Genomic DNA, 20,853 nt, shown 5'->3' on the forward strand with positions numbered 1-20,853 from the left:
GCAGGGCCTTCGCATCTCCCGATCCCTCCCTCGCCCGGCGGGGGTCCTGCTCACCAGGTCGGCGTCAGTGGTTCATGCCGTCGAAGAAGTCCTTGTTCGTCACCGAATCCTTCATCTTGTCGATCAGGAACTCGATTGCATCCACGGTTCCCATCTGCATCAGGATGCGGCGCAGCACCCACATCTTGGTGAGGGTGTTCTTGTCCACCAGCAGCTCTTCCTTGCGGGTGCCCGACTTGCCGATGTCGATCGCCGGGAACACGCGCTTGTCGGCAATCTTGCGGTCGAGCACGATTTCGGCGTTGCCGGTGCCCTTGAATTCCTCGAAGATGACCTCGTCCATCCGGCTGCCGGTGTCGATCAGCGCCGTCGAGATGATCGTCAGCGAGCCGCCTTCCTCGATGTTGCGCGCCGCACCGAAGAAGCGCTTGGGCCGCTGCAGCGCATTGGCATCGACACCGCCGGTCAGCACCTTGCCCGAGCTCGGCACCACCGTGTTGTAGGCGCGCCCCAGGCGGGTGATGTTGTCGAGCAGGATGATCACGTCGCGCTTGTGCTCGACCAGCCGCTTGGCCTTTTCGATCACCATCTCGGCAATCTGCACATGCCGCGTCGCCGGCTCATCGAAGGTCGAGGAAATCACCTCGCCCTTCACCGTCCGCTGCATGTCGGTCACTTCCTCGGGCCGCTCGTCGATCAGCAGCACGATCAGATAGCATTCGGGGTGGTTGGCGCTGATGGCCCGGGCAATGTTCTGCATCATCATCGTCTTGCCGACGCGCGGGGGGGCGACGATCAGGCAACGCTGCCCCTTGCCGAGCGGCGAGACGACATCGATGATCCGGCCGGTCTTGTCCTTGATCGTCGGATCGTAATTCTCGAGGTTGAGCTTCTCTTCCGGATAGAGCGGCGTGAGATTGTCGAAGTTGACGCGGTGGCGCACTGCCTCGGGCTGATCGAAATTGACCGAAACCACGCGGTTGAGCGCGAAATAGCGTTCGCCATTGGCCGGGGACTTGATCTCGCCCTCGACCGTATCGCCGGTGCGCAGCCCGAAGCGGCGGACGATCTGCGGGTTCACATAGATATCATCGGGGCCGGCGAGATAGTTGCTCTCGGCCGAGCGCAAAAAGCCGAACCCATCGGGCATCACCTCGATCGTGCCCGAGCCGGTGATCTCGTTGCCGGCTTCCGCCGTGGTCTTGAGGATGGCGAAGATGATGTCCTGCTTGCGCAGCGTCGAGGCGTTCTCGACCTCGAGCTCCTCGGCCATGGCCACGAGTTCGGCGGGGGTCTTCTTCTTCAGGTCATGGAGATGCATGAAAGGGGGTCTTTGCAAAAGACAGCGGCGGCATGAAGCGGGCGCTGTATGGGCTGATATGGAGGATCAAAGCCGGCCGCACGCCAGGACGGGTGCGGACGCTGCGGAATTAGGGGCTCAGACCTTCGCGGTCAAGGCCATGGCCGAGCGGCTCAGCGCTTTTTGACGAACTCGGCACGCAGCACGAGCCCCTTGATGCCATCGAAGCGGCAATCGATCTCCTGTGGATCGCCGGTGAGGCGGATCGACTTGATCAGCGTGCCGCGCCGGAGCGTCTGCCCTTCGCCCTTGACGTCGAGATCCTTGATCAGCGTTACCTGGTCGCCATCGGCGAGAAGGTTGCCAACCGAATCGCGCACCTCGACGCGTCCGGCAGCAGCCTGCTTCGCCGCCAGTTCGGCCGCGGGCATCCATTCACCACTGTCGTCGTCATAGACATAGTCATCGTCGCTCATGCCGATCATCCTTCGGGGCCTGCCATGCGCCCCGCCCCTTGCAGTGGCAAGCCGCACCCGCCACTCTGCGGAAAACCCATCAGAAAAAGGCCTTGCCCCATGCCCGTCGAAGCGCTTGGCGACTATGACGACAACAACATCTTCGCGCGCATCCTCCGCGGCGAGATCCCCTGCACCAAGGTCCATGAGGACAAGTGGTCGCTCGCCTTCCACGACATCAACCCCCAGGCGCCCACCCATGTGCTCGTCATCCCCAAGGGACGCTGGCGAAGCTGGGCAGATTTTTCGGCGCAGGCGCCGGATGCGGAAATCGCCGGATACGTCCGCGCGGTAGGGCGGGTGGCCAAGGCGCTCGGGCTGGAGGTGCCGGGCTACCGGCTGCTCGCCAACGCCGGCCTTGATGCGCACCAGGAGGTGCCGCACCTGCACATCCATATCTTCGGCGGCAAGCCGCTCGGCGCGATGCTCAGCCGTTAAACAACATAGCCACACGCAGCGCGCATGAAGCGCACCGTCTCGCGCTCGATGCGCGCATGCTCGGCGGGATCGTCGGTGCAGAACATCCGGTCGATCGCTTCGCCAACGAAATGATGGGTGAAGGACGCCGCAATATCGATCTCGATGCCGGTGATGCTGCGCTTGGCGAAAGCCGCCTGCATGTGCCGCTGTACCCACTCCACCACGGTGTCCTTGGCGGCATGGTAGAAGGGCTCGACATCGGCATTCTTCATCATCTTCACGCGCGGGCTGGCGTCGCACGGGTCTCCGCCCATGTTCTCCCACATGGTGTTTGTGCGCACGAACTCGAACACCCGCGGCACGATGATGCCGGGCTCCAGGTCCTCAAGCGCATCATTGCCTTCCATATAGGCGATCATCAGCTCACCGTGGCGCCGGCCGAGCTCGGCCAGCAGCTTCGCCTTGGAGCCGAAATGATAGAAGATCGAGCCCTCCGACACATCGGCCTCACGCGCGATATCCGCCGTGCCCGTCGCGGTAAAACCCTTGGTGGAGAACAGCATATAAGCTGCGGCAAGCACGCGCGCCTTGGTCTCGGCAGGGTCGTAGCGCCGGGCGCGGCTATCGACACGCAACTCGGCACGGGTTTCAGACAAACGGGAATCGATCGCGCGTGTGGCCACTATGCTTCTTTCCTATGCCCCCGGGCCCCGGTCCTATACGCTGCCATCTGAGTAAAAGTCAAAAAACTTCAAAGTCGGGGCGGGGAATGGCGTTGAATGCGGCATATCGAGACGGCTGGTACTGGTCGCATGACGGCCTGCGCCTGCATTATCGCGACTGGCCGGGCGCGACGGACCGTCCCGCCCTTCTGTGCATTCCCGGCCTCACCCGCAACGCCGCCGATTTCGAGGCGCTTGCAGCACGGTTGGCAGGCCGCTGGCGGCTGGTCGCCGTCGATCTGCGCGGACGTGGCGAATCCGCCTGGCCGAAGGACTCCCTCACCTATGTGTCGCTCACTTATCTCCTCGATCTCGGCCGGCTGATAGAGTCCGCGGGGCTGCAACGCTTCGTGGTGATCGGCAATTCGGTGGGCGGGCTGCTGGCGATGCAGCTCGCCACCGGCCACCGCGCCGCCATGGCCGGCGTGGTGCTGAACGACATCGGCCCCGCGCTGGAGGCGGAGGGAATGGCGCGGCTGCGCGCCAATGTCGGCCGCGCCGCAAGCTGGCCCACCTGGGTGCACGCCGCACGCGACCTGCAGAGCCGCGCGGCACAGATCCATCCCGATTGGGGCCTCGCCGATTGGCTCGCCCATGCCCACCGGCTGTGCCGCCTCTCCGGCTCGGGCCGGATCATCTTCGACTATGACCCGCGTATCGCCGAGCCTTTCAGGCTGCCCGGCCGCGATGCCGGCATCGACCTGTGGACGGCCTTCGACAAGCTCGCCGGACTACCGGTGCTCAGCCTGCGCGGCGCACTTTCGGACGTGCTGACAGCCGCAAGCCAGGCCGAAATGGCGCGCCGCCTTGCGGATATGCAGGTCGCAGAAGTGCCGCGCGTCGGCCATGCGCCCACCCTTGCGGAGCCGGCCGCGGCAACGGCACTCGATATCCTGCTCGCGCGGGTTGCGGATCACGCGATGCGAGGCTGATCCTGCCGTTGCAACCATATCTGCCGACGCCGCGTACAAGCCCCCGCAGCGTACAAGAGTTAACATAAGGTCATATTGCGTAATTTTGCGTAACGCATTAGGGAACCAATTCATGATTTCAGGGGGATATTGATGAAACACCTGTTGACCGCCGCCATTGCAATCGTTCCGCTTCTGGCAACGCCTGCCAGTGCAGCCACATGGGCGTTCGGCACGCCAGGTTCTGCCGCCAATGTGGCGTCAAAGTCGGCAACTGCCGCCGGCGATGGCGCGACCCTCACGGCCGTAGCCCGTCGCTTCACCCCCGCGCACACCACCGCCCTGACCAATGTGTCGCAGCTGCTTTCCACCACGGCAGGGGGTGCTGCTCTCACCATCCGCACCACCGTCCCGGGCATCGGCGTGACCGGCGGCGGCGACACGGTGCAGATCGACACCAACAGCGCGTCCCTGCGTGAGGCGATCCTCATCACCACCAATGCATCGCAGGCGTTGCGGTTGACCGGCCTCAAGCTTTCTTCGGTCGACGCCAACGATACACTGCGCATCTATGGCGTCGATGCGCTCGGCGCGCTGACCTCGATCGGATTCACCACCGGCCTTCCGGCGCGCATCGCCCAGGGCCTCGATGGTGCTGCCAGCTTCACCTCGACGAACGCCAATGGCGGCACCGTCTCGCTCACATTCAACAATCCCGTCCTCACCCCCTATTTCGGTTATGTGTTCACCACCGCCGTCGGCGGTGATGTCAGCTTCGGCGGCGATCTCGGCCAAGGCTATCGTCTCGACGCGCTGAGCGGCTACACCGTTCCCGAGCCGGCGACCTGGGCCATGCTGCTTACCGGCTTCGGCCTTGTCGGCGCTTCGATGCGTCGCCGCCAGCGCACCGTCGTTGCCTGATCCTGCTCCTGCCCTTTGGCGACAGGGTCAGCCCCAGTCGCCGAAGGGCAGGATCTCGGCATAAGCCGCGAGCGAGCCGCCCGCCACCGGTCGGCCCGCGCGCAGCAGGAATGCATCCGCCACAATACAGGCCTGCTGCTCGATCCCGTAATCCGCAAAGCGCTTTCCTGCCTGCAAACGGTAGCGATAAGGCGCCCAGGGTGCCCGCTTCAGCAACAGGTTGATCCCATGCTGGTGCTGCCACACATGCGTCAGTTCGTGGATGAAATGCGCCTGCATCCCGAGCCGATCCGAGGCATAGCATGGCGACCAATTGGGGCCGTTGGGATGGCACCAGACATGGCCATCGGGTGCCATGGTGATCCACCACGGTTGCAGCATCCACCACTTCTGCCGCCGTATCGTCACCGGATCGGCATCGAGCGTCGTCCCGAACACGCTGGCCAGCAGGACCCGCTCGGACCCGGTCAGGTTGCGGATCAGCTGGGTGTCAGTGGCCGGCATGCGGGTTGGGCTGCGCGCTGCCCGCACTGCGCACTTCGGCAAGCGCGCTGATCCGCGCGCCGGACTGGAAACGCAGCGTGATCGGCACCGCCTTGCCCGGGTTTTCGAGGCCGAACAGCATCAGATGATAGCCGCCCGACTTGAACTCGACCGTTTCGCCGGCCTTGATCGGCAAGCTGCCGATGGCGGACATTTTCATCACCCCGCCGTCCATCGTCATCTGGTGCATTTCAACCCGGGCAACCTTCGTGTCGGTACCCGTCGCATCGGCGCCCACCAGCACATCGGGTTTGTTGCCATTGGTGAAGCTGAAATAGCCCGCGGCCGGTCGGCCAGGTGCGGGATTGATCCGCACCCACGCCCCCTTGATGCCATCGGCAGCCGGTGCTGCCACGGCCGGCATCGGCAGAGCCAGGGCAAGGGCGATCGCGAAGTGGGTACGCACGATGGGTCTCCTGTGTTCGGATCGCTGCACTAGGCGTTTCAACAAGGCCTGTCACCGCCTCCTTGCAGCGCGAAATGCCGCTTCCTATATCCGCCTCACTTGAACAACAGATGACGGACGATGGCTGTCGCCGCCGCATGGGGCGTCAGTGCACGGGCCGGAAGCAAGAGGGACAGACATGGCCAAGGTTATCGGAATCGATCTGGGTACCACCAACAGCTGCGTGGCGGTGATGGAAGGCAGCCAGCCCAAGGTTGTCGAGAATGCAGAAGGCGCTCGCACCACGCCGAGCCAGGTGGCGTTCACCAAGGATGGTGAGCGTCTCGTCGGCCAGCCGGCCAAGCGCCAGGCGGTCACCAACCCCGAAAACACCATCTTTGCCGTCAAGCGCCTCATCGGCCGCTCGTTCAACGATCCGATGACGAAGAAGGACGCCGATCTGGTGCCCTACAAGATCGTCAAGGGCGGCAATGGCGATGCATGGGTTGGTGCCGGCGGCCAGGAATACAGCCCCAGCCAGGTCAGCGCCTTCATCCTGCAGAAGATGAAGGAAACCGCCGAGGCCTATCTGGGTGAGACCGTGACGCAGGCCGTGATCACCGTGCCTGCCTATTTCAACGACGCCCAGCGCCAGGCCACCAAGGATGCCGGCAAGATCGCTGGCCTCGAAGTGCTGCGCATCATCAACGAGCCGACCGCGGCTGCCCTTGCCTATGGCCTCGACAAGAAGACCGAAGCCAAGACCGTGGCCGTCTATGATCTCGGCGGCGGCACTTTCGACGTGTCGGTGCTCGAGCTGGGTGACGGCGTGTTCGAAGTGAAGTCCACCAGCGGGGATACCTTCCTCGGCGGTGAGGATTTCGATGCCAAGATGGTCGAGTTCCTCGCGGCAGACTTCAAGAAGGCCGAAGGCATCGATCTCACCAAGGACAAGCTGGCGCTGCAGCGCCTCAAGGAAGCTGCGGAAAAGGCCAAGATCGAGCTCAGCTCCTCGGCCTCGACCGAAGTCAACCTGCCCTTCATCACCGCCGACGCCACCGGGCCGAAGCACCTTGTGAAGGCCATCACCCGCACCGATCTCGAAAAGCTGGTGATCGACCTCATCGAGCGCACCCGCAAGCCGTGCCTCGATGCCATCAAGGAAGCCGGCATCAAGGCCAGCGAAATCGACGAAGTCATCCTGGTCGGCGGCATGACGCGCATGCCGCGCGTGCGTGCATTCGTGAAGGAGCTGTTCGGCAAGGAGCCCAACACCAGCGTCAATCCCGATGAAGTCGTCGCCATGGGTGCCGCCATTCAGGCCGGCGTGCTGCAGGGTGACGTGAAGGACGTGCTGCTTCTCGACGTGACGCCGCTGTCGCTCGGCATCGAGACGCTGGGTGGCGTGTTCACCCGGATGATCGACCGCAACACCACCATCCCCACCAAGAAGGCGCAGACCTACTCCACCGCCGACGACAACCAGTCGGCCGTGACGATCCGCGTCTTCCAGGGCGAGCGTGAAATGGCAGCGGACAACAAGCTGCTCGGCCAGTTCGATCTGGTCGGCATTCCGCCCGCACCGCGCGGTGTGCCGCAGATCGAAGTGATCTTCGACATCGATGCCAACGGCCTTGTCGCGGTCAGCGCCAAGGACAAGGGCACCGGCAAGGAGCAGCAGATCCGCATCCAGCCTTCGGGTGGTCTCAGCTCTGCTGATATCGACCAGATGGTCAAGGACGCCGAGCGCTTTGCCGAGGAAGACAAGAAGCGCCGCGCCGTGGCCGAAGCCCGCAACCAGGCGGACAGCCTCGTCCACACCACCGAGCGCCAGCTCACCGAGCATGGCGACAAGCTGGAAGCCGCGGTGAAGACCGAGATCGAAACCGCGATCGTCGATCTGAAGGGCGTGCTCGATTCGGGCGATGCCGAGGCGATCACCGCTAAGACGAGCACGCTGTCGATGGCGGCGATGAAGCTCGGCGAGGCGATCTACAAGGCCGAAGCCGCTGCTCCTGAAGCGACGCCCGAAGCGCCGAAGGACGACAATGTCGTCGACGCCGAATTCTCCGACGTCGAAGACGACAAGAAGTAAGCCCCATGCGCCGGGTCGTGACGATGCTCACGGCTCGGCAGGGTTCTGGGGATCGCACCGGCCATGAGCACCGACATCGACTATTACGAGCTGCTCGAAGTGCAGCGTGGCGCCGATGATGCCACGCTGAAGAGCAGCTACCGCCGGCTGGCCATGCGCTGGCACCCCGACAAGAACCCCGGCGACACGGCCGCCGAACAGCGTTTCAAGGCGATCAGCGAAGCCTATGATTGCCTGAAGGACGCTCAGAAGCGCGCCGCCTATGATCGCTACGGCCATGCCGCCTACACCCAGCAGGCAAGCGGCGGTGGCGCTGGACCCCAGGATTTCGGCGGCTTTTCCGATATTTTCGAGAACATCTTCGGCGAGTTCATGGGCGGTGGCGGCGGTCGCCAGCGCCGCAGCGGCCCTGCGCGCGGGCAGGATCTGCGCTACGATCTCGAACTCAACCTCGAAGAGGCGTTCGTCGGCAAGGCCGCCAGCCTTGAAGTGGAGACCGCAGTCAATTGCGAGCCGTGCGGCGGCACCGGCGCCAAGCCCGGCACCTCGGCGCGCACCTGCACCACGTGCCAGGGCCAGGGCCGGGTCGGAATGCGCCAGGGGCTGTTCATGGTCGAGCGCGCCTGCCCGGCCTGTCATGGGACCGGCCAGGTCATCGCCGATCCGTGCGACACATGCAGTGGTGCGGGCCGCGTCGACAAGCGCCGCACCCTGTCGGTCAATATTCCGCGCGGCGTCGATGACGGCACCCGTATCCGTGTCGCGGGAGAAGGCGAAGCCGGTGCGCGCGGTGGGCCTTCGGGCGATCTCTACATCTTCGTGCACATGAAGCCGCACAGCTTCTTCAAGCGCGAAGGCACGACGCTGTTCACCACCGCCCCCATTTCCATCACCACCGCAGCGCTTGGTGGCGAGATCGAAGTGCCCGGGCTGGACCGTGATGCCGCGGTCATCAAGATTCCGCACGGCACCCAGACCGGCAAGCAGTTCCGCGTGCGCGGCCGCGGCATGCCGGCGCTCAATGGCGGCGTCGCCGGCGGCGGCTTCGGCGATCTGGTGGTGCAGATCGAAGTGGAAACCCCGGTCAAGCTCACCAAGCGGCAGCGCGAGCTGCTCCAGGAGTTCCAGCAGCTCGAAGCCGAGGAGGGTGGCAAGAACACGCCCCGCCAATCGGGCTTCTTCGACAAGCTGCGCGACGCCTGGAACGAGCTGACCGATTAGGGTGGTCTTCCCCCGCTGCCGGGCAACCGCTAGGGCGGACGTGTGAAAATCTGCATCGTCTCGTCTTGCGGCGGTCATCTGACCGAAGTGCGGGCGCTCATGCCCGCCTATGCCGCGCACGCGCATTTCTACGTGCTCAACGACAAGGCGTTGCTGCCGCCGGACATGGTCGGCCGCACGGATTTCATCGTCCACTCCGAGCGGGACTGGCGCTTCTTCGTCAATCTGTGGGAGGCTTTCCGCATCCTTCGCCGCGAGCGGCCCGATGTCATCCTTTCCACCGGCGCCGGCCCCGCAGTCCCCTTCGCCCTTGTCGGCCGCGCGCTGTTCGGCTGCCGTATCCTGTTCGTCGAGTCGATCACCCGCATCAGCGCGCCCAGCATGACCGGCAAGCTGATGTACCGGCTGGCGCACGATTTCTTCTACCAGTGGGAAAGCCTTGGCCGTTTCTTCCCGCGCGGCCGGCTCGGCGGACCGCTGCTGTGAGCGGCACCTTCGTTTCGGTGGGCAACTGCACCCAGCCCTTTCCAAGGCTGCTCGACGCCATCGCAGCGCTGGCCCCCACACTGCCGCAACCGCTGGTGGTGCAGCATGGCGCGGGCAGCTTCACCCTCGCCAACGCCAGCGCCAGCGCCAGCGCCTTTCTCCCCATGGCGGATTTCGAAGCGCGGGTGGCAAACGCCGAGCTGCTCGTCCTCCATGCCGGTGCCGGCTCGGTCATCCATGCCGTCCGTGCCGGGCGAATGCCGGTGGTGATGCCGCGCCGCGCAGCACTCGGCGAGCATGTCGACGATCACCAGCTCGAATTTGCCCGGGCGCTCGACGCCGCCGGCCGGGTGGCCATGGCGGAAACTCCCGCCGATCTTCCCGCCGCCATCGCCCGCTCGGTTGCCAGGCTGCACGGCGATGGCGGCTCCGATCCCGCCACCAGCCGCATGCTGGGGTTGGTGGAAGCGACGCTGGCGCGCTATGCCGCTGAGAAATCCGGGCAGTCCGCTGCCTGGCGATAACCGGAGTCAAGCATGAGTATCATCATCGGCGTCAACGCCTATCACGGCGATTCGGCCGCCTGCCTCGTTCGTGACGGCAAGCTGGTCGCCGCCGCCGAGGAGGAGCGCTTCCGCCGCGTCAAGCATTGGGCCGGCTTTCCATCGGAATCGATCCGCTATTGCCTCGCCGAAGCCGGGCTCACGCTTGCCGATGTCGATCACATCGCCCTCAATCAGGACACCTCGGCCAATCTGGTGCGCAAGATCACCTATGCCGCCCTCAAGCGCCCGAGCCTGTCCCTCATCTCCGACCGCATCCGCAACAAGCGCGAACGCCTCGGTGTCGCCGAGCAGCTCGATGCCACGCTCGGCAAGGGTTTCAAGGGCCGCGTCCACCAGGTCGAGCACCATTTGGCGCACCTGTCCTCCGCCTTCCACGTCTCGCCCTTCGAGGAGGCCGCGGTGGTCAGCGTCGATGGTTTCGGCGATTTCGCCAGTGCGGCCTGGGGCTATGGCCGCGGGTCCGAGATCAGCATCGACGACAAGGTGTATTTCCCGCACTCACTCGGCATCTTCTACGAGGCCCTCACCAAGTGGCTCGGCTTCCCCCACTATGGCGACGAATACAAGGTGATGGGCCTCGCCCCCTATGGCGCGCCCGATCACCTCGATGCGATGCGCAAGATCGTGCTTCTGCAGGATGATGGCAGCTTCAAGCTCGACCTCGCCTTCTTCCGCCACGCCACCGAAAAGGTGAGCTACGAGTGGGAAAACGGCGCCCCGGTCTCCGCCAGCAATCTCTTCACCCCTGCGTTGGAAGGCCTGCTCGGCCCCGCCCGCCAGCCCGGCACCGAGCTCACCCAGCGCCACAAGGATATCGCCCGCTCGGTGCAGGCGATGTACGAGGAAGCTTTCTTCCACCTGCTCGCCGCCGTCCATGCCAAGCACGGCGGAACGCGCATCTGCATCGCCGGCGGCTGCGGCATGAACTCGGTCGCCAACGGCAAGATCTACAGCCGCTCGCCCTTCCGCGAGGCCTATATCCAGTCCGCTGCCGGCGATGCCGGTGGCGCCATCGGCGCCGCCTTCGCCGTCTGGCACGAAGCCGGCGGCAGCCGTGACTTCGTGATGGACCACGCCTATTGGGGCCCCCACGCCACGCCGGACGAGCTCCAGACCCTCGTGGAAGCCCAGCGCACCGCGATCGAAGCCGCCGGCTGCACCATCACCCATGTTGCCGACGAAGCAGCGCTCTGCACCCGCACCGCCACCGCCATCGCCGCCGGCAAGGTCATCGGCTGGTTCCAGGGCCGCATGGAATGGGGCCCCCGTGCGCTCGGCAACCGCTCGATCCTCGGTGATCCGCGCCGCGCCGACATGAAGGATTTCCTAAACCTCAAGATCAAGCGCCGCGAAAGCTTCCGCCCCTTCGCCCCCAGCGTCCTCGCCGAGGCGGTGCCCGACTGGTTCACCGAAACCGACGACGTGCCCTTCATGATGCAGGTCTATCCCATCCGTCCCGAGCGCCAGGCCAGCATCCCCGCGGTCTGCCACGTCGATGGCTCGGGCCGGCTGCAGACGGTGCGCGCCGAAACCAACCCCCGCTACCACCGCCTCATCAGCGCCTTCGAGGCGCAGACCGGCGTGCCGATGCTCCTCAACACCAGCTTCAACGAGAACGAGCCCGTCGTCTGCCAGCCGCAAGAGGCGCTCGATTGCTTCCTGCGCACGCGCATGGACGTGCTTGTGCTCGGGGACTGGCTCATCGAGCGCCACGAAAGCCCCGCGTGAAAATCACCATCATCACCGCCGTCTACAACCGCGAGGCAACCATCGGCGCGGCGCTCGCCAGCCTGCACGCGCAGACGCACGCGCACATCGAGCACCTGATCATCGACGGTGGCTCCACCGATGGCACCCTTGCCATCCTCCGCGCCGCCGCGACCCGTGCCGACACCACCCTCGTCTCCGAGCCCGATCACGGCATCTACGACGCCCTCAACAAGGGTCTCGCCCGCGCCACCGGGGACGTCATCGGCATCCTCCATTCCGATGACGAATTTGCCGATCCACAGGTCCTCGCCGATGTCGCTGCCGCCTTCGCCGCCAGTCCTACCGACGCCGTCTATGGCGATCTCGATTATGTCGCCGCCGATGGCAGCGGTCGCATCATCCGCCACTGGCGCTCGGGCCCCTATTCCCGGTCCCGCCTCGCCCGCGGCTGGATGCCGCCCCATCCCGCCCTCTTCATCCGCAAACCCGTCATCGACCGCCACGGCGGCTACGACACCCGCCTGCGCATCGCCGCCGACTATGACGCCATCCTGCGCTGGTTCACCCGCGGCCACGTCGCCCCCGCCTATGTCCCTCGTGTGCTGGTGCGAATGCGCGTCGGCGGCGAATCGAACCGCAGCCTCGAGCGGATTATCCGCAAATCGCGTGAAGACCTGGAAGCGCTGCGCCAGAACAAGGTCGGTGGCCTCAGCGCGCTCGCATGGAAGAACCTGAGCAAGTTGCCGCAATTCCTACGCCGGTAGCGGGCCATTTTCCTTGAGCAGTGTGCCCGCCAGATGCAGCGAGCCGCACACCAGCACCCGCGCCGGCTGGCCGAGCCGCGCAAATGCCTGCCCCAGCGAATCCGCTGCCACCGCATCGAGCCCCGCCGTCGCCGCACACGCCGCTAGGTCGAGCGGCGCCAGCCCGGCATGACCCTCCACCGGCACCGCGATCAGCTTCGTGCCGGCGGGAAAGCATTTCAAAAAGCCGTCATGGTCCTTCGAGGCAAGCATCCCCACCACCAGCAACAGCGGAAGCGGCGGCTTGTGCGTCACGATAAAGCTCGAAAGTGCCCGCCCGGCAGACGGATTGTGCGCGCCATCGATCCATAGTTCGGACCCTAGCGGCAGCAGGTCGAACAACGGGCCCTCATGGATATGCTGCAGCCGTGCCGGCCATTCCGCCCAGCCCATCGCCGCGCGCAGCGCCGCCTCGGGCACCGCCAGCCGGCTCTGCGCGCGCAGCATGGCGATGGCGAGCCCGGCATTGTCGACCTGGTGCTGCCCCGGCAGCCGCGGCAGCGGCAGTGCCAGCCGCCCGGCAGCGTCACGGAAGTGCAGCTGACCTTCATAGCCTGCAGCGTCCCAATCATCGCCGCGCAGCAGCAATTTCGCACCCGCCACGCCGGCCACTTCGGCTATCCGCGCCGCCACGGTGCGCGGGTAGCGCGCCGTCACCAGCGGCACGCCGCGCTTGGCGATGCCGGCCTTTTCGCCGGCAATTGCCAGGATCGTGTTGCCCAGGAACTGCTGATGGTCGAGCCCCAGCGCTGCAATCCCCGTCACCAGCGGCGCGGCAATCACGTTGGTCGCATCCATCCGGCCGCCCAGCCCGACTTCGATGACGCACGCATCGGCCGGCACCCGCGAAAAGGCAATGAAGGCGAGTGCGGTCGTAAGCTCGAAAAAAGTGATCGGCTGGCCGGCGTTGCGTGCCAGCAGCTCGCGCAGCAGCTCGGCCAGCGCATCATCGTCGATAAGCTGCCCGGCCAACCGGATGCGCTCGTTGAAGCGCACCAGATGGGGGGAGGTATAGCAATGGACGCGCAGGCCCGCAGCCTCCAGCCCTGCGCGCAGGAACGCCACCGTCGAGCCCTTGCCATTGGTGCCCGCCACATGAAATACCGGCGGCATCCGCGCTTCCGGGTTGCCGAACCGGTCGAGCAGCCGCTGCAGCCGGCCGAGCGTCAGGTCGATCTCGCGCGGGTGCAGCGAATAGGCAGCGGCGAGCAGCGCATCGAGCACCGGATTGTCCGAGCGGGCGCGCGGCATCATCGCGCCACTCCCATCAGATGTGCCGCCCCCCGCCGTGGCCATCAGCCCGGCAGCACTTCGCGTCGCCGCGCGGTGAGCATGCCGATCAGCCGTGCGAGCGTGTCCTTCAGGTCGCGGCGGTGCACCACCATGTCGAGCATCCCGTGCGCCAGCAGATATTCGGCGCGCTGGAAGCCCTCGGGCAGTTTCTCGCGGATCGTCTGCTCGATCACCCGCTGCCCGGCAAACCCGATCAGCGCATTGGGCTCGGCAATCTGCACATCACCGAGCATCGCATAACTCGCGGTCACTCCGCCGGTGGTGGGGTCGGTCAGCACCACGATATACGGCAGCCCGGCTTCGTGCAGCTCGGCGATGCCCACAGTGGTCCGCGGCATCTGCATCAGGCTCAAGATGCCCTCCTGCATCCGCGCCCCGCCGGCCGCCGTGAACACCACGAAGGGTGCCGTGGCTGCGATCGCCGCCTGCACGCCGGCCAGAAAGGCCTCGCCCACGCCCAGCCCCATCGAGCCGCCCATGAACGCGAAGTTCTGTACCGCCACCACGGCGCGGTGGCCGCCGATGTCGCCGCTCGCCAGCGTCATCGCCTCGGTCTCGCCGGTGGCGGTCCGCGCCGCCTTCAGCCGGTCCTGGTAGCGCTTCTGGTCACGAAACCTGAGCGGGTCCTCGGGCACCTTGGGGCTGGCGATCGGCGTCCATTCGCCGTCGAACAGCTGGGCGAAGCGCGCCTGCGGGCCGATGCGCTCATGATGGTCGCAGCGCGGGCACACGCTGTCATTCTCTTCCCATTCCTTGGTGTAGAGCATGGCACCGCAGTTCTTGCACTTGGTCCACAGATTGTCGGGCGTGTCCCGCCGGCCGATGAAATCGGTCATGCGTTGGCGGGTGCGGGTCAACCAGCTCATGCGGCAGCCTCCTGGTGGCGTGCGGTGCGGATGGCGCCGGCAAGCGCCGCCACCTGCGCACCCACGCGGGCGGGAATATCATTGGCGCGCTCGGCGGCCGCAGCCCCGATGGCATCGACGAGCGCCGATCCCACCACCACTGCATCGGCATGGACGGCGATGGCTGCGGCCTGCTCGGGCGACCGCACACCGAAGCCCACCGCAATCGGCAGGGCGGTGCTGGCCTTCAGCCGCGCCACGGCAGCGGCAATGTCGGTGGCAGTGGCGGCATTGGCGCCGGTCACGCCCGCCACGGCGACATAATAGAGGAAGCCCGAAGCGCCTTCGAGCACGCGCGGCAGCCGTGCTACATCGGTCGTCGGCGTGGCGAGCCGTACCAGATGCAGCCCGTGCGCGCCCAGATGCGGCACCAGCTCATCGGCCTCCTCGGGCGGCAGGTCGACGACGATCGTGCCATCGAGCCCGGCGGCAGCAGCATCGGCAGCAAAGCGGTCGGGGCCATAGGCGAGGATCGGGTTGAAATAGCCCATCAGGATCAACGGCGTATCGGCATCGGTCGCGCGGAACGCTTGCACCATTGCCAGCACGTCGCGCAGCCGCGTGCCGCCGGCGAGGCTGCGCAGATTGCCCGCCTGAATGGCCGCACCATCGGCCATCGGATCGGTGAACGGCATGCCGATCTCGATGATGTCCGCCCCCGCCGCCGGCAGCGCCGCAAGGATGGCGGCCGAAGTTTCGAGATCGGGATCGCCCGCCGTCACGAAGGTCACCAACGCCGCGCGGTTGTCCGCCCGGCACGCCGCGAAGCGCGCGGAAAGCCGATCGTTCAAAGCGTCACTCCCAGCGCTTCGGCAACGGTGAAAATGTCCTTGTCCCCGCGCCCGCACAGATTGGCGACGATCAGCTGGTCCGCTGCCATCGTCGGTGCCATCCGCGCAATCGCCGCGAGCGCATGGCTCGGTTCAAGTGCCGGGATGATCCCCTCGATCGCGCACAACAGCTTGAAGGCCTCGAGCGCCTCGTCATCGGTCGCCGCCTGATACTCCACGCGGCCGATAGCATGCAGCCAGGCATGTTCCGGGCCGATGCCCGGATAGTCGAGCCCCGCCGAAATGCTGTGCGCCTCGGTGATCTGGCCGTCTTCATCCTGCAGCAGCATCGTCTTGTTGCCGTGCAGCACCCCCGGGCGCCCGCCGGCAAGCGACGCGGCATGCGCGCCCGACTCGAGACCATGGCCCGAAGCCTCGACCCCGACCATCCGCACACTCGAATCGTCGAGGAAAGGATGGAACAGCCCGATCGCGTTCGAGCCACCGCCGATCGCCGCCACCAGCAGGTCCGGCAGCTTGCCCTCGCGCGCCAGGATCTGTTCGCGTGCCTCGGTGCCGATCACGCTCTGGAAATCGCGCACCATCGCCGGATACGGGTGCGGACCGGCCGCGGTGCCGATGATGTAGAAGGTGTCGTGCACATTGGTCACCCAGTCGCGAAGCGCGTCGTTCATCGCATCCTTGAGCGTCTTCGAGCCGCTCTCGACCGCGCGCACCTCGGCCCCCAGCAGCTTCATGCGGAACACATTGGGCGCCTGGCGGGCGATGTCGCGCGAGCCCATGTAGATCGTGCACGGCAGACCGAAGCGCGCCGCCACGGTGGCGGTGGCCACACCATGCTGGCCCGCACCCGTCTCGGCGATGATCCGCGTCTTGCCCATCCGCTTGGCGAGCAGGATCTGGCCGATGCAGTTGTTGATCTTGTGCGCGCCGGTGTGGTTGAGCTCGTCGCGCTTGAGGTAGATTTTCGCACCGCCCCCAGGCTGCCCTTGGGCAGCCGCAACCTTGGCCAGATGGTGGGTCAGCCGCTCGGCAAAATACAGCGGGCTTGGACGCCCGACATAATGCGTCATCAGGTCGTCGAACTCGGCCTTGAACGCCGGATCGGCCTTGGCGGCCTCATAGGCGGCTTCCAGCTCGAGGATGAGCGGCATCAGCGTCTCGGCGACATAGCGGCCGCCAAAAGCGCCGAAATGGCCATTCGCATCGGGCCCGGCGCGCAGGGACGTGGCGATGTTCATGCCATCACCGCCGCCGCAAAGGCCTTGATCTTTTCGACTGATTTCACGCCAGACCTGCTTTCCACACCCGAAGAGACATCAACAAACCCCGGCTGCACCGCCGCGATCGCCTCGGCCACATTGCCGGGGGCCAGACCACCGCCAAGCCCCCAGGGCCGGCCGATGTTCGTGCCCTGCAGCAGCCGCCAGTCGAACGCCAGCCCATTGCCGCCCGGCAGGGTCGCCTCCCCCGAGGCGGTTTCCCTAGGGGCTTTCGCATCGAGGAGCAACCATTCCGCCGGACCCGCGGCTGCCACCGCGGCGCGAATATCGGCTTGCGTCGCCACCCCCGCCGCACGCCATACCGGCCGCCGGGTGCGCGTCGCCACCGCGGCAATCCGCTCGGGGGTTTCGGCGCCGTGCAACTGCAACGTGTCGATTCCGGCGGCGAGCACCGCGTCGATCAGCGCGTCATCGGCATCCACCAGCACCGCCACCCGCCGCCGCCCTTCCGGCACCCGCACGAGCAATCCGGCCGCCTGCTCGGGCGACAGATGGCGCGGCGAGCGCGGGAAGAACACGAAGCCCAGCGCAAAAGCGCCCACGCTCACCGCTGCATCGACGGTCTCGGGCGTCGACAGCCCGCAGATCTTGAAGCGCGTCACAGGCTGGCCGCAATCGCCGCCGCCGCTGCGGCTGGATCGGCAGCATCGGTGATCGGCCGGCCGATGACGAGCATCGTCGCCCCCGCCGCCAGCGCCTGCGCCGGCGTCATCACCCGCTTCTGGTCACCGAGTGCAGCCCCCGCGGGGCGGATGCCGGGCACCACGAACTCGCCCTCTGGCCATTCAGCACTCAGCGTCGCCACTTCGTGCGGCGAGCACACCACCCCGTCGAGTCCCGCTTCGCGCGTCAGCTCTGCAAGCCGAGCCACCTGCGCCGCCGGACCATCGCCCACCCCGACGCCCGTCAGGTCATCGGCGTCGAGGCTGGTGAGTACCGTTACCGCAATCAGCTTCGTCCCCGGCGAACACGCCGCGCGCGCTGCCTGCATCATCGCCAGCCCGCCTCCGGCATGAACATTGACCATGTACAGCCCAAGCCCCGCCAGCGAGTGCAGCGCCCCGGCCACGGTGTTGGGAATGTCGTGAAGCTTGAGATCAAGAAAGATCGGCAGCCCTAAATCGGCCATCCGCCGCACCCCCTCGGGCCCCTGCGCCGTGAAGAACTGCAGCCCCAATTTCAGCCCGCCGACATGGGGCGCCACGGCGCGAGCAATGGCCTGCGCCGTGCCAAGGTCGGACGTGTCGAGCCCGACGAACAGCGGATTGGCCGTCACTCAGCACCCCGCCGGCGGCACGATCGTCGGCTGCGCCTGCCCCGGGAGTGCCGTGCTGCTCACCGGCCGCGGCGCAGCCGCGGTTGCCGGCGCCTCCCCGCGCACTTCGCGCAACTGTCGCTCGGCGCGCTCCAGCTTGTGGCGCAGCACGGTGCGCGCCGCGATATGCGAGAGCCAGGTCGGCAGCCACCCTGCCAGGAACGCGCCAAGGATCACCAGCGGCAGCGGCGCCTGCACCGATCGGCCATCGGGCAGCAGGAATGGCACCAGCGTCCAGTTGGCGACCGAAAGCAGCAGGAACAGGAAGCCCACCAGCACAACCAGCAGGATACGCACCACGCTCATATCTCGGCATCCACCGCCGGAATGCCAACTTCGGCCAGTGCGGCGACCAGCGCCGCCGCCACTGCATCGAGCTGGACCTGACTGGTGGAGCGCAGCACGAAATTCGCCCCCGTCAGGCCTTCGCGCCAGAAAGGGTAGCTGCCGATCTGCACGCCGGGATGCGCCTTTTCCACCGCCGCCAGCGTATCGGCCGCTGCACTCTCCTGCGTCCACGCCCCGATGGTCCGGCTGAGCACCCTTTTGCCCCCCTGCAACTGCCCATCGAGTGCCGCCAGCATCCCCTGGGTGATGATCGGCACCCCCGCCATGATGAAGATGTTGCCGATGCGGATGCCCGGCGCCTTGGTCTTCGGGTTGTGAATCAGCGACGCACCCTCGGGTGTCCGCGCCATGCGAAGCCGCGCATCATTGAGCTTGTCGCCATAATATCCGGCCAGGATCGCCTGCGCATCGGGATGCACGATCACCGGCACACCAAGGGCGGCAGCAATGGCATCGACCGTGATGTCATCATGCGTCGGCCCGATGCCACCGGTGGTGAACAGATAGTCATGGCCGCTCGAAAGCGCTTTCACGGCATCGCCGATCGCTGCCATGTCATCAGCCACCACCCGCACTTCGCGAAGCTGAATCCCCTGCACGCCCAACCATTTGGCCAGATAGGCGAGGTTGGCATCCTGGGTGCGCCCCGACAATATCTCGTCGCCGATGATCAGCAGCGCCGCGGTCCAGACACGGTCGGCGTCTTCGCCAGGCAGGGGGGCAGCGGCAATGTCCATCGCACTTTCTGTAGCGGAGCCGCGCCGCCCCCGCAAAGCACCAATCGCCGCCTCTCTCCTCTGGCCCGATTGCCCTCACCCGCCAACGCGCTTATCTGTAAAGTCATGGACCAGACCACGACCCTCCTCGAAACCAGCGAAGGCCATATCCGGCTGCACGGCCCTGCAGGCTTCGAAGGCATGCGCCGCGCCGGCAAGCTGGCCGCGCAGGTGCTCGACATGCTCACCCCGCACGTCGTGCCCGGTGTGGTGACGCTCGATCTCGACCGCATGGCGTGGGAATTCGTCCGCGCCGCCGGTGCAGCGTCCGCCACCGTCTTCTACCGCGGCTTCTCGCACAGCCTGTGCATCAGCCCCAACCATGTCGTCTGCCACGGCATCCCGTCCGAAGCAAAGAAGCTCAAGGACGGGGATATCGTCAACATCGACGTCACCGTCGTCGTCGATGGCTGGTACGGCGACACGAGCCGCATGTATCTCGTCGGTGATGTGCCGCTGAAGGCGCGCCGCCTCGTCGAGATCACCCATGAGTGCCTCGAGCGTGCCATTGCGGTTGCCAAGCCCGGTGCCACGCTCGGCGACATCGGCCATGCCGTGCAATCGCATGCGGAGGCGCAGCGCTTCTCGGTGGTGCGCGATTTCTGCGGCCACGGGCTGGGGCAGGTCTTTCACGATGCTCCCAATATCGTCCATTACGGCAAACCGGGGCGCGGTCTGGTGCTCCAGCCCGGCATGTTCTTCACCATCGAGCCAATGATCAACGCCGGACGCGCCGATGTGAAGATCCTCGACGATGGCTGGACTGCCGTCACCCGCGATCGTTCGCTGTCGGCACAATGGGAGCATTCAATCGGCATCACCGAAACCGGCAGCGAAGTGTTCACCCGCTCTCTTCTCGGCTGACATGACTGATGCAGCAGGCCATCGCGAGCGCCTGCGCCAGCGGCTGCTCGAAGGCGGCGGTGATGGTTTCCACGATTACGAGCTGCTGGAATATCTGCTCGCCCTCGCCTTGCCGCGCCGCGACACCAAGCCTCTCGCCAAGGCGCTGATCGACGAGTTCGGCAGCCTTGCCAGCCTCCTTGCCGCCACCCCCACCGAGCTGCTCCGCGTCCCCGGCCTCGGGGAAAGTGCAGCGGCAGCCCTCAAGTTCGTCGAGGCGGTGATGCTGCGCAGCCAGCGCCGCGCGCTGGAAAAGCGCCCCGTGCTGTCGAGCTGGGCGGCGCTGACCGATTATCTTCACGCCGGCATGGCGCACCGCGCCACCGAGCAATTCCGGGTGATCTATCTCGATACCAAAAACCAGATCATGCGCGACGAGGTGCTCGGTGAAGGCACAGTCAACGCTGCGCCGGTCTATCCCCGCGAGGTCGTCAAGCGCGCGCTGGAAATCCAGGCCGCTGCGGTCATTCTCGTTCACAACCACCCCAGCGGAGACCCCACGGCCTCCCAGGACGATATCGTCATGACCCGCGCGATCATCGAAGCGGGCCGCCACCTCGGCCTTGCTGTCCATGATCATGTCATCATCGGCCGCAGCGGCCATGTTTCGATGCGCGCGCAGGGGTTGCTGTAGTTCAAAC

General features: G+C 66.1%; 24 protein-coding genes. 11 read left to right on the top strand and 13 right to left on the bottom strand.

The window, feature by feature from the left end; genetic code table 11:
- Positions 1-64: 64 nt before the first annotated feature.
- Positions 65-1,321, bottom strand: coding sequence for a transcription termination factor Rho (rho, locus tag FHS79_RS01815; RefSeq protein WP_184194474.1), 1,257 nt, complete (start codon positions 1,319-1,321; stop codon positions 65-67).
- 152 nt (positions 1,322-1,473) lie between these two features.
- Positions 1,474-1,776: an alkylphosphonate utilization protein gene (locus FHS79_RS01820; protein WP_184194476.1), complete on the bottom strand. Its 303-nt coding sequence runs from the start codon at positions 1,774-1,776 to the stop codon at positions 1,474-1,476.
- A gap of 99 nt (positions 1,777-1,875) precedes the next feature.
- On the opposite strand from FHS79_RS01820, the gene FHS79_RS01825 reads away from it, so the two are divergent.
- Positions 1,876-2,253 (top strand): histidine triad nucleotide-binding protein, encoded by a 378-nt coding sequence (locus tag FHS79_RS01825; RefSeq protein WP_184194479.1) that lies wholly within the window; start codon positions 1,876-1,878, stop codon positions 2,251-2,253.
- On the opposite strand, the gene FHS79_RS01830 is transcribed toward FHS79_RS01825, so the two are convergent.
- On the bottom strand, positions 2,250-2,891 hold the full coding sequence (locus FHS79_RS01830; protein ID WP_184194482.1) for a TetR/AcrR family transcriptional regulator: 642 nt from the start codon (positions 2,889-2,891) through the stop codon (positions 2,250-2,252). The genes FHS79_RS01825 and FHS79_RS01830 overlap by 4 nt on opposite strands.
- 113 nt (positions 2,892-3,004) lie before the next feature.
- Here FHS79_RS01830 and FHS79_RS01835 point away from each other — a divergent pair, with 113 nt between their 5' ends.
- Together FHS79_RS01835 and FHS79_RS18635 are read left to right on the top strand one after the other, a co-directional pair.
- Positions 3,005-3,889, top strand: coding sequence for an alpha/beta fold hydrolase (locus tag FHS79_RS01835; RefSeq protein ID WP_184194486.1), 885 nt, complete (start codon positions 3,005-3,007; stop codon positions 3,887-3,889).
- A gap of 132 nt (positions 3,890-4,021) precedes the next feature.
- Positions 4,022-4,789: a PEPxxWA-CTERM sorting domain-containing protein gene (locus FHS79_RS18635; protein ID WP_243452571.1), complete on the top strand. Its 768-nt coding sequence runs from the start codon at positions 4,022-4,024 to the stop codon at positions 4,787-4,789.
- A gap of 27 nt (positions 4,790-4,816) precedes the next feature.
- Here the strand turns inward: FHS79_RS18635 and FHS79_RS01845 are convergent, their stop codons facing one another.
- Positions 4,817-5,293: a vgr related protein gene (locus FHS79_RS01845; RefSeq protein ID WP_184194489.1), complete on the bottom strand. Its 477-nt coding sequence runs from the start codon at positions 5,291-5,293 to the stop codon at positions 4,817-4,819.
- On the bottom strand, positions 5,280-5,738 hold the full coding sequence (locus FHS79_RS01850) for a copper chaperone PCu(A)C domain-containing protein (RefSeq protein WP_184194492.1): 459 nt from the start codon (positions 5,736-5,738) through the stop codon (positions 5,280-5,282). Before FHS79_RS01850 ends, FHS79_RS01845 begins: the two co-directional genes overlap by 14 nt.
- 178 nt (positions 5,739-5,916) lie before the next feature.
- On the opposite strand from FHS79_RS01850, the gene dnaK reads away from it, so the two are divergent.
- From dnaK to FHS79_RS01880, 6 genes are all read left to right on the top strand, one after another.
- Positions 5,917-7,812, top strand: a complete 1,896-nt coding sequence (dnaK, locus tag FHS79_RS01855) for a molecular chaperone DnaK (protein ID WP_184194495.1) — start codon at positions 5,917-5,919, stop codon at positions 7,810-7,812.
- A gap of 63 nt (positions 7,813-7,875) precedes the next feature.
- Complete coding sequence (gene dnaJ / locus FHS79_RS01860; protein ID WP_184194498.1) at positions 7,876-9,033, top strand: molecular chaperone DnaJ; 1,158 nt, start codon at positions 7,876-7,878, stop codon at positions 9,031-9,033.
- A 99-nt stretch (positions 9,034-9,132) separates the two neighbouring features.
- Entirely contained in the window at positions 9,133-9,519 is a 387-nt protein-coding gene (locus FHS79_RS01865) for a glycosyltransferase family protein (protein ID WP_184194501.1), read from the top strand.
- Entirely contained in the window at positions 9,516-10,043 is a 528-nt protein-coding gene (locus FHS79_RS01870; RefSeq protein WP_184194504.1) for a glycosyltransferase, read from the top strand. The genes FHS79_RS01865 and FHS79_RS01870 overlap by 4 nt, the downstream gene beginning before the upstream one ends.
- A gap of 12 nt (positions 10,044-10,055) precedes the next feature.
- On the top strand, positions 10,056-11,813 hold the full coding sequence (locus tag FHS79_RS01875) for a carbamoyltransferase family protein (protein WP_184194508.1): 1,758 nt from the start codon (positions 10,056-10,058) through the stop codon (positions 11,811-11,813).
- A complete protein-coding gene (locus FHS79_RS01880) occupies positions 11,810-12,559 on the top strand; it encodes a glycosyltransferase (protein ID WP_184194511.1) in 750 nt (249 codons plus the stop codon). Before FHS79_RS01875 ends, FHS79_RS01880 begins: the two co-directional genes overlap by 4 nt.
- Here FHS79_RS01880 and FHS79_RS01885 read toward each other — a convergent pair.
- Genes FHS79_RS01885 through FHS79_RS01920 form a run of 8 tightly spaced genes read right to left on the bottom strand, consistent with a single transcriptional unit; the run spans position 12,548 to position 19,270 of the window.
- Positions 12,548-13,852, bottom strand: coding sequence for a bifunctional folylpolyglutamate synthase/dihydrofolate synthase (locus FHS79_RS01885; protein ID WP_184194513.1), 1,305 nt, complete (start codon positions 13,850-13,852; stop codon positions 12,548-12,550). The genes FHS79_RS01880 and FHS79_RS01885 overlap by 12 nt on opposite strands.
- Positions 13,853-13,893: 41 nt before the next feature.
- Positions 13,894-14,757, bottom strand: a complete 864-nt coding sequence (accD, locus tag FHS79_RS01890; protein WP_184194516.1) for an acetyl-CoA carboxylase, carboxyltransferase subunit beta — start codon at positions 14,755-14,757, stop codon at positions 13,894-13,896.
- Positions 14,754-15,587, bottom strand: a complete 834-nt coding sequence (gene trpA, locus FHS79_RS01895) for a tryptophan synthase subunit alpha (RefSeq protein WP_184194521.1) — start codon at positions 15,585-15,587, stop codon at positions 14,754-14,756. Before trpA ends, accD begins: the two co-directional genes overlap by 4 nt.
- Complete coding sequence (trpB, locus tag FHS79_RS01900) at positions 15,584-16,828, bottom strand: tryptophan synthase subunit beta (RefSeq protein ID WP_184194524.1); 1,245 nt, start codon at positions 16,826-16,828, stop codon at positions 15,584-15,586. Before trpB ends, trpA begins: the two co-directional genes overlap by 4 nt.
- A complete protein-coding gene (locus FHS79_RS01905; RefSeq protein ID WP_184194527.1) occupies positions 16,825-17,472 on the bottom strand; it encodes a phosphoribosylanthranilate isomerase in 648 nt (215 codons plus the stop codon). Before FHS79_RS01905 ends, trpB begins: the two co-directional genes overlap by 4 nt.
- The gene (pyrF, locus tag FHS79_RS01910) at positions 17,469-18,146 is read right to left on the bottom strand and encodes an orotidine-5'-phosphate decarboxylase (RefSeq protein WP_184194529.1); all 678 of its coding nucleotides are present in this window, start codon (positions 18,144-18,146) and stop codon (positions 17,469-17,471) included. The genes FHS79_RS01905 and pyrF overlap by 4 nt, the downstream gene beginning before the upstream one ends.
- A complete protein-coding gene (locus FHS79_RS01915) occupies positions 18,147-18,491 on the bottom strand; it encodes a LapA family protein (protein WP_184194532.1) in 345 nt (114 codons plus the stop codon).
- The gene (locus FHS79_RS01920; protein ID WP_184194535.1) at positions 18,488-19,270 is read right to left on the bottom strand and encodes a competence/damage-inducible protein A; all 783 of its coding nucleotides are present in this window, start codon (positions 19,268-19,270) and stop codon (positions 18,488-18,490) included. The genes FHS79_RS01915 and FHS79_RS01920 overlap by 4 nt, the downstream gene beginning before the upstream one ends.
- 105 nt (positions 19,271-19,375) lie before the next feature.
- Here FHS79_RS01920 and map point away from each other — a divergent pair, with 105 nt between their 5' ends.
- The gene (map, locus tag FHS79_RS01925) at positions 19,376-20,173 is read left to right on the top strand and encodes a type I methionyl aminopeptidase (protein ID WP_184194538.1); all 798 of its coding nucleotides are present in this window, start codon (positions 19,376-19,378) and stop codon (positions 20,171-20,173) included.
- A 1-nt stretch (position 20,174) separates the two neighbouring features.
- Positions 20,175-20,846, top strand: coding sequence for a RadC family protein (radC, locus tag FHS79_RS01930; protein WP_184194540.1), 672 nt, complete (start codon positions 20,175-20,177; stop codon positions 20,844-20,846).
- Positions 20,847-20,853: the final 7 nt, after the last annotated feature.

Origin of the sequence: Polymorphobacter multimanifer (assembly GCF_014205635.1) — a bacterium.
Lineage (GTDB): Bacteria > Pseudomonadota > Alphaproteobacteria > Sphingomonadales > Sphingomonadaceae > Sandarakinorhabdus > Sandarakinorhabdus multimanifer.

Excerpts from the sequence above, each read along its gene's own strand:
- FHS79_RS01825 (WP_184194479.1), top strand. The coding sequence starts at position 1,876 with ATGCCCGTCGAAGCGCTTGGCGACTATGACGACAACAACATCTTCGCG.
- dnaJ (WP_184194498.1), top strand. The coding sequence starts at position 7,876 with ATGAGCACCGACATCGACTATTACGAGCTGCTCGAAGTGCAGCGTGGC.
- FHS79_RS01820 (WP_184194476.1), bottom strand. The coding sequence starts at position 1,776 with ATGAGCGACGATGACTATGTCTATGACGACGACAGTGGTGAATGGATG.
- FHS79_RS01865 (WP_184194501.1), top strand. The coding sequence starts at position 9,133 with ATGCCCGCCTATGCCGCGCACGCGCATTTCTACGTGCTCAACGACAAG.
- FHS79_RS01875 (WP_184194508.1), top strand. The coding sequence starts at position 10,056 with ATGAGTATCATCATCGGCGTCAACGCCTATCACGGCGATTCGGCCGCC.
- FHS79_RS01835 (WP_184194486.1), top strand. The coding sequence starts at position 3,005 with ATGGCGTTGAATGCGGCATATCGAGACGGCTGGTACTGGTCGCATGAC.
- accD (WP_184194516.1), bottom strand. The coding sequence starts at position 14,757 with ATGAGCTGGTTGACCCGCACCCGCCAACGCATGACCGATTTCATCGGC.
- FHS79_RS01920 (WP_184194535.1), bottom strand. The coding sequence starts at position 19,270 with ATGGACATTGCCGCTGCCCCCCTGCCTGGCGAAGACGCCGACCGTGTC.
- trpB (WP_184194524.1), bottom strand. The coding sequence starts at position 16,828 with ATGAACATCGCCACGTCCCTGCGCGCCGGGCCCGATGCGAATGGCCAT.
- FHS79_RS01885 (WP_184194513.1), bottom strand. The coding sequence starts at position 13,852 with ATGATGCCGCGCGCCCGCTCGGACAATCCGGTGCTCGATGCGCTGCTC.
- dnaK (WP_184194495.1), top strand. The coding sequence starts at position 5,917 with ATGGCCAAGGTTATCGGAATCGATCTGGGTACCACCAACAGCTGCGTG.
- FHS79_RS01915 (WP_184194532.1), bottom strand. The coding sequence starts at position 18,491 with ATGAGCGTGGTGCGTATCCTGCTGGTTGTGCTGGTGGGCTTCCTGTTC.
- FHS79_RS01845 (WP_184194489.1), bottom strand. The coding sequence starts at position 5,293 with ATGCCGGCCACTGACACCCAGCTGATCCGCAACCTGACCGGGTCCGAG.
- rho (WP_184194474.1), bottom strand. The coding sequence starts at position 1,321 with ATGCATCTCCATGACCTGAAGAAGAAGACCCCCGCCGAACTCGTGGCC.
- FHS79_RS18635 (WP_243452571.1), top strand. The coding sequence starts at position 4,022 with ATGAAACACCTGTTGACCGCCGCCATTGCAATCGTTCCGCTTCTGGCA.
- map (WP_184194538.1), top strand. The coding sequence starts at position 19,376 with ATGGACCAGACCACGACCCTCCTCGAAACCAGCGAAGGCCATATCCGG.
- radC (WP_184194540.1), top strand. The coding sequence starts at position 20,175 with ATGACTGATGCAGCAGGCCATCGCGAGCGCCTGCGCCAGCGGCTGCTC.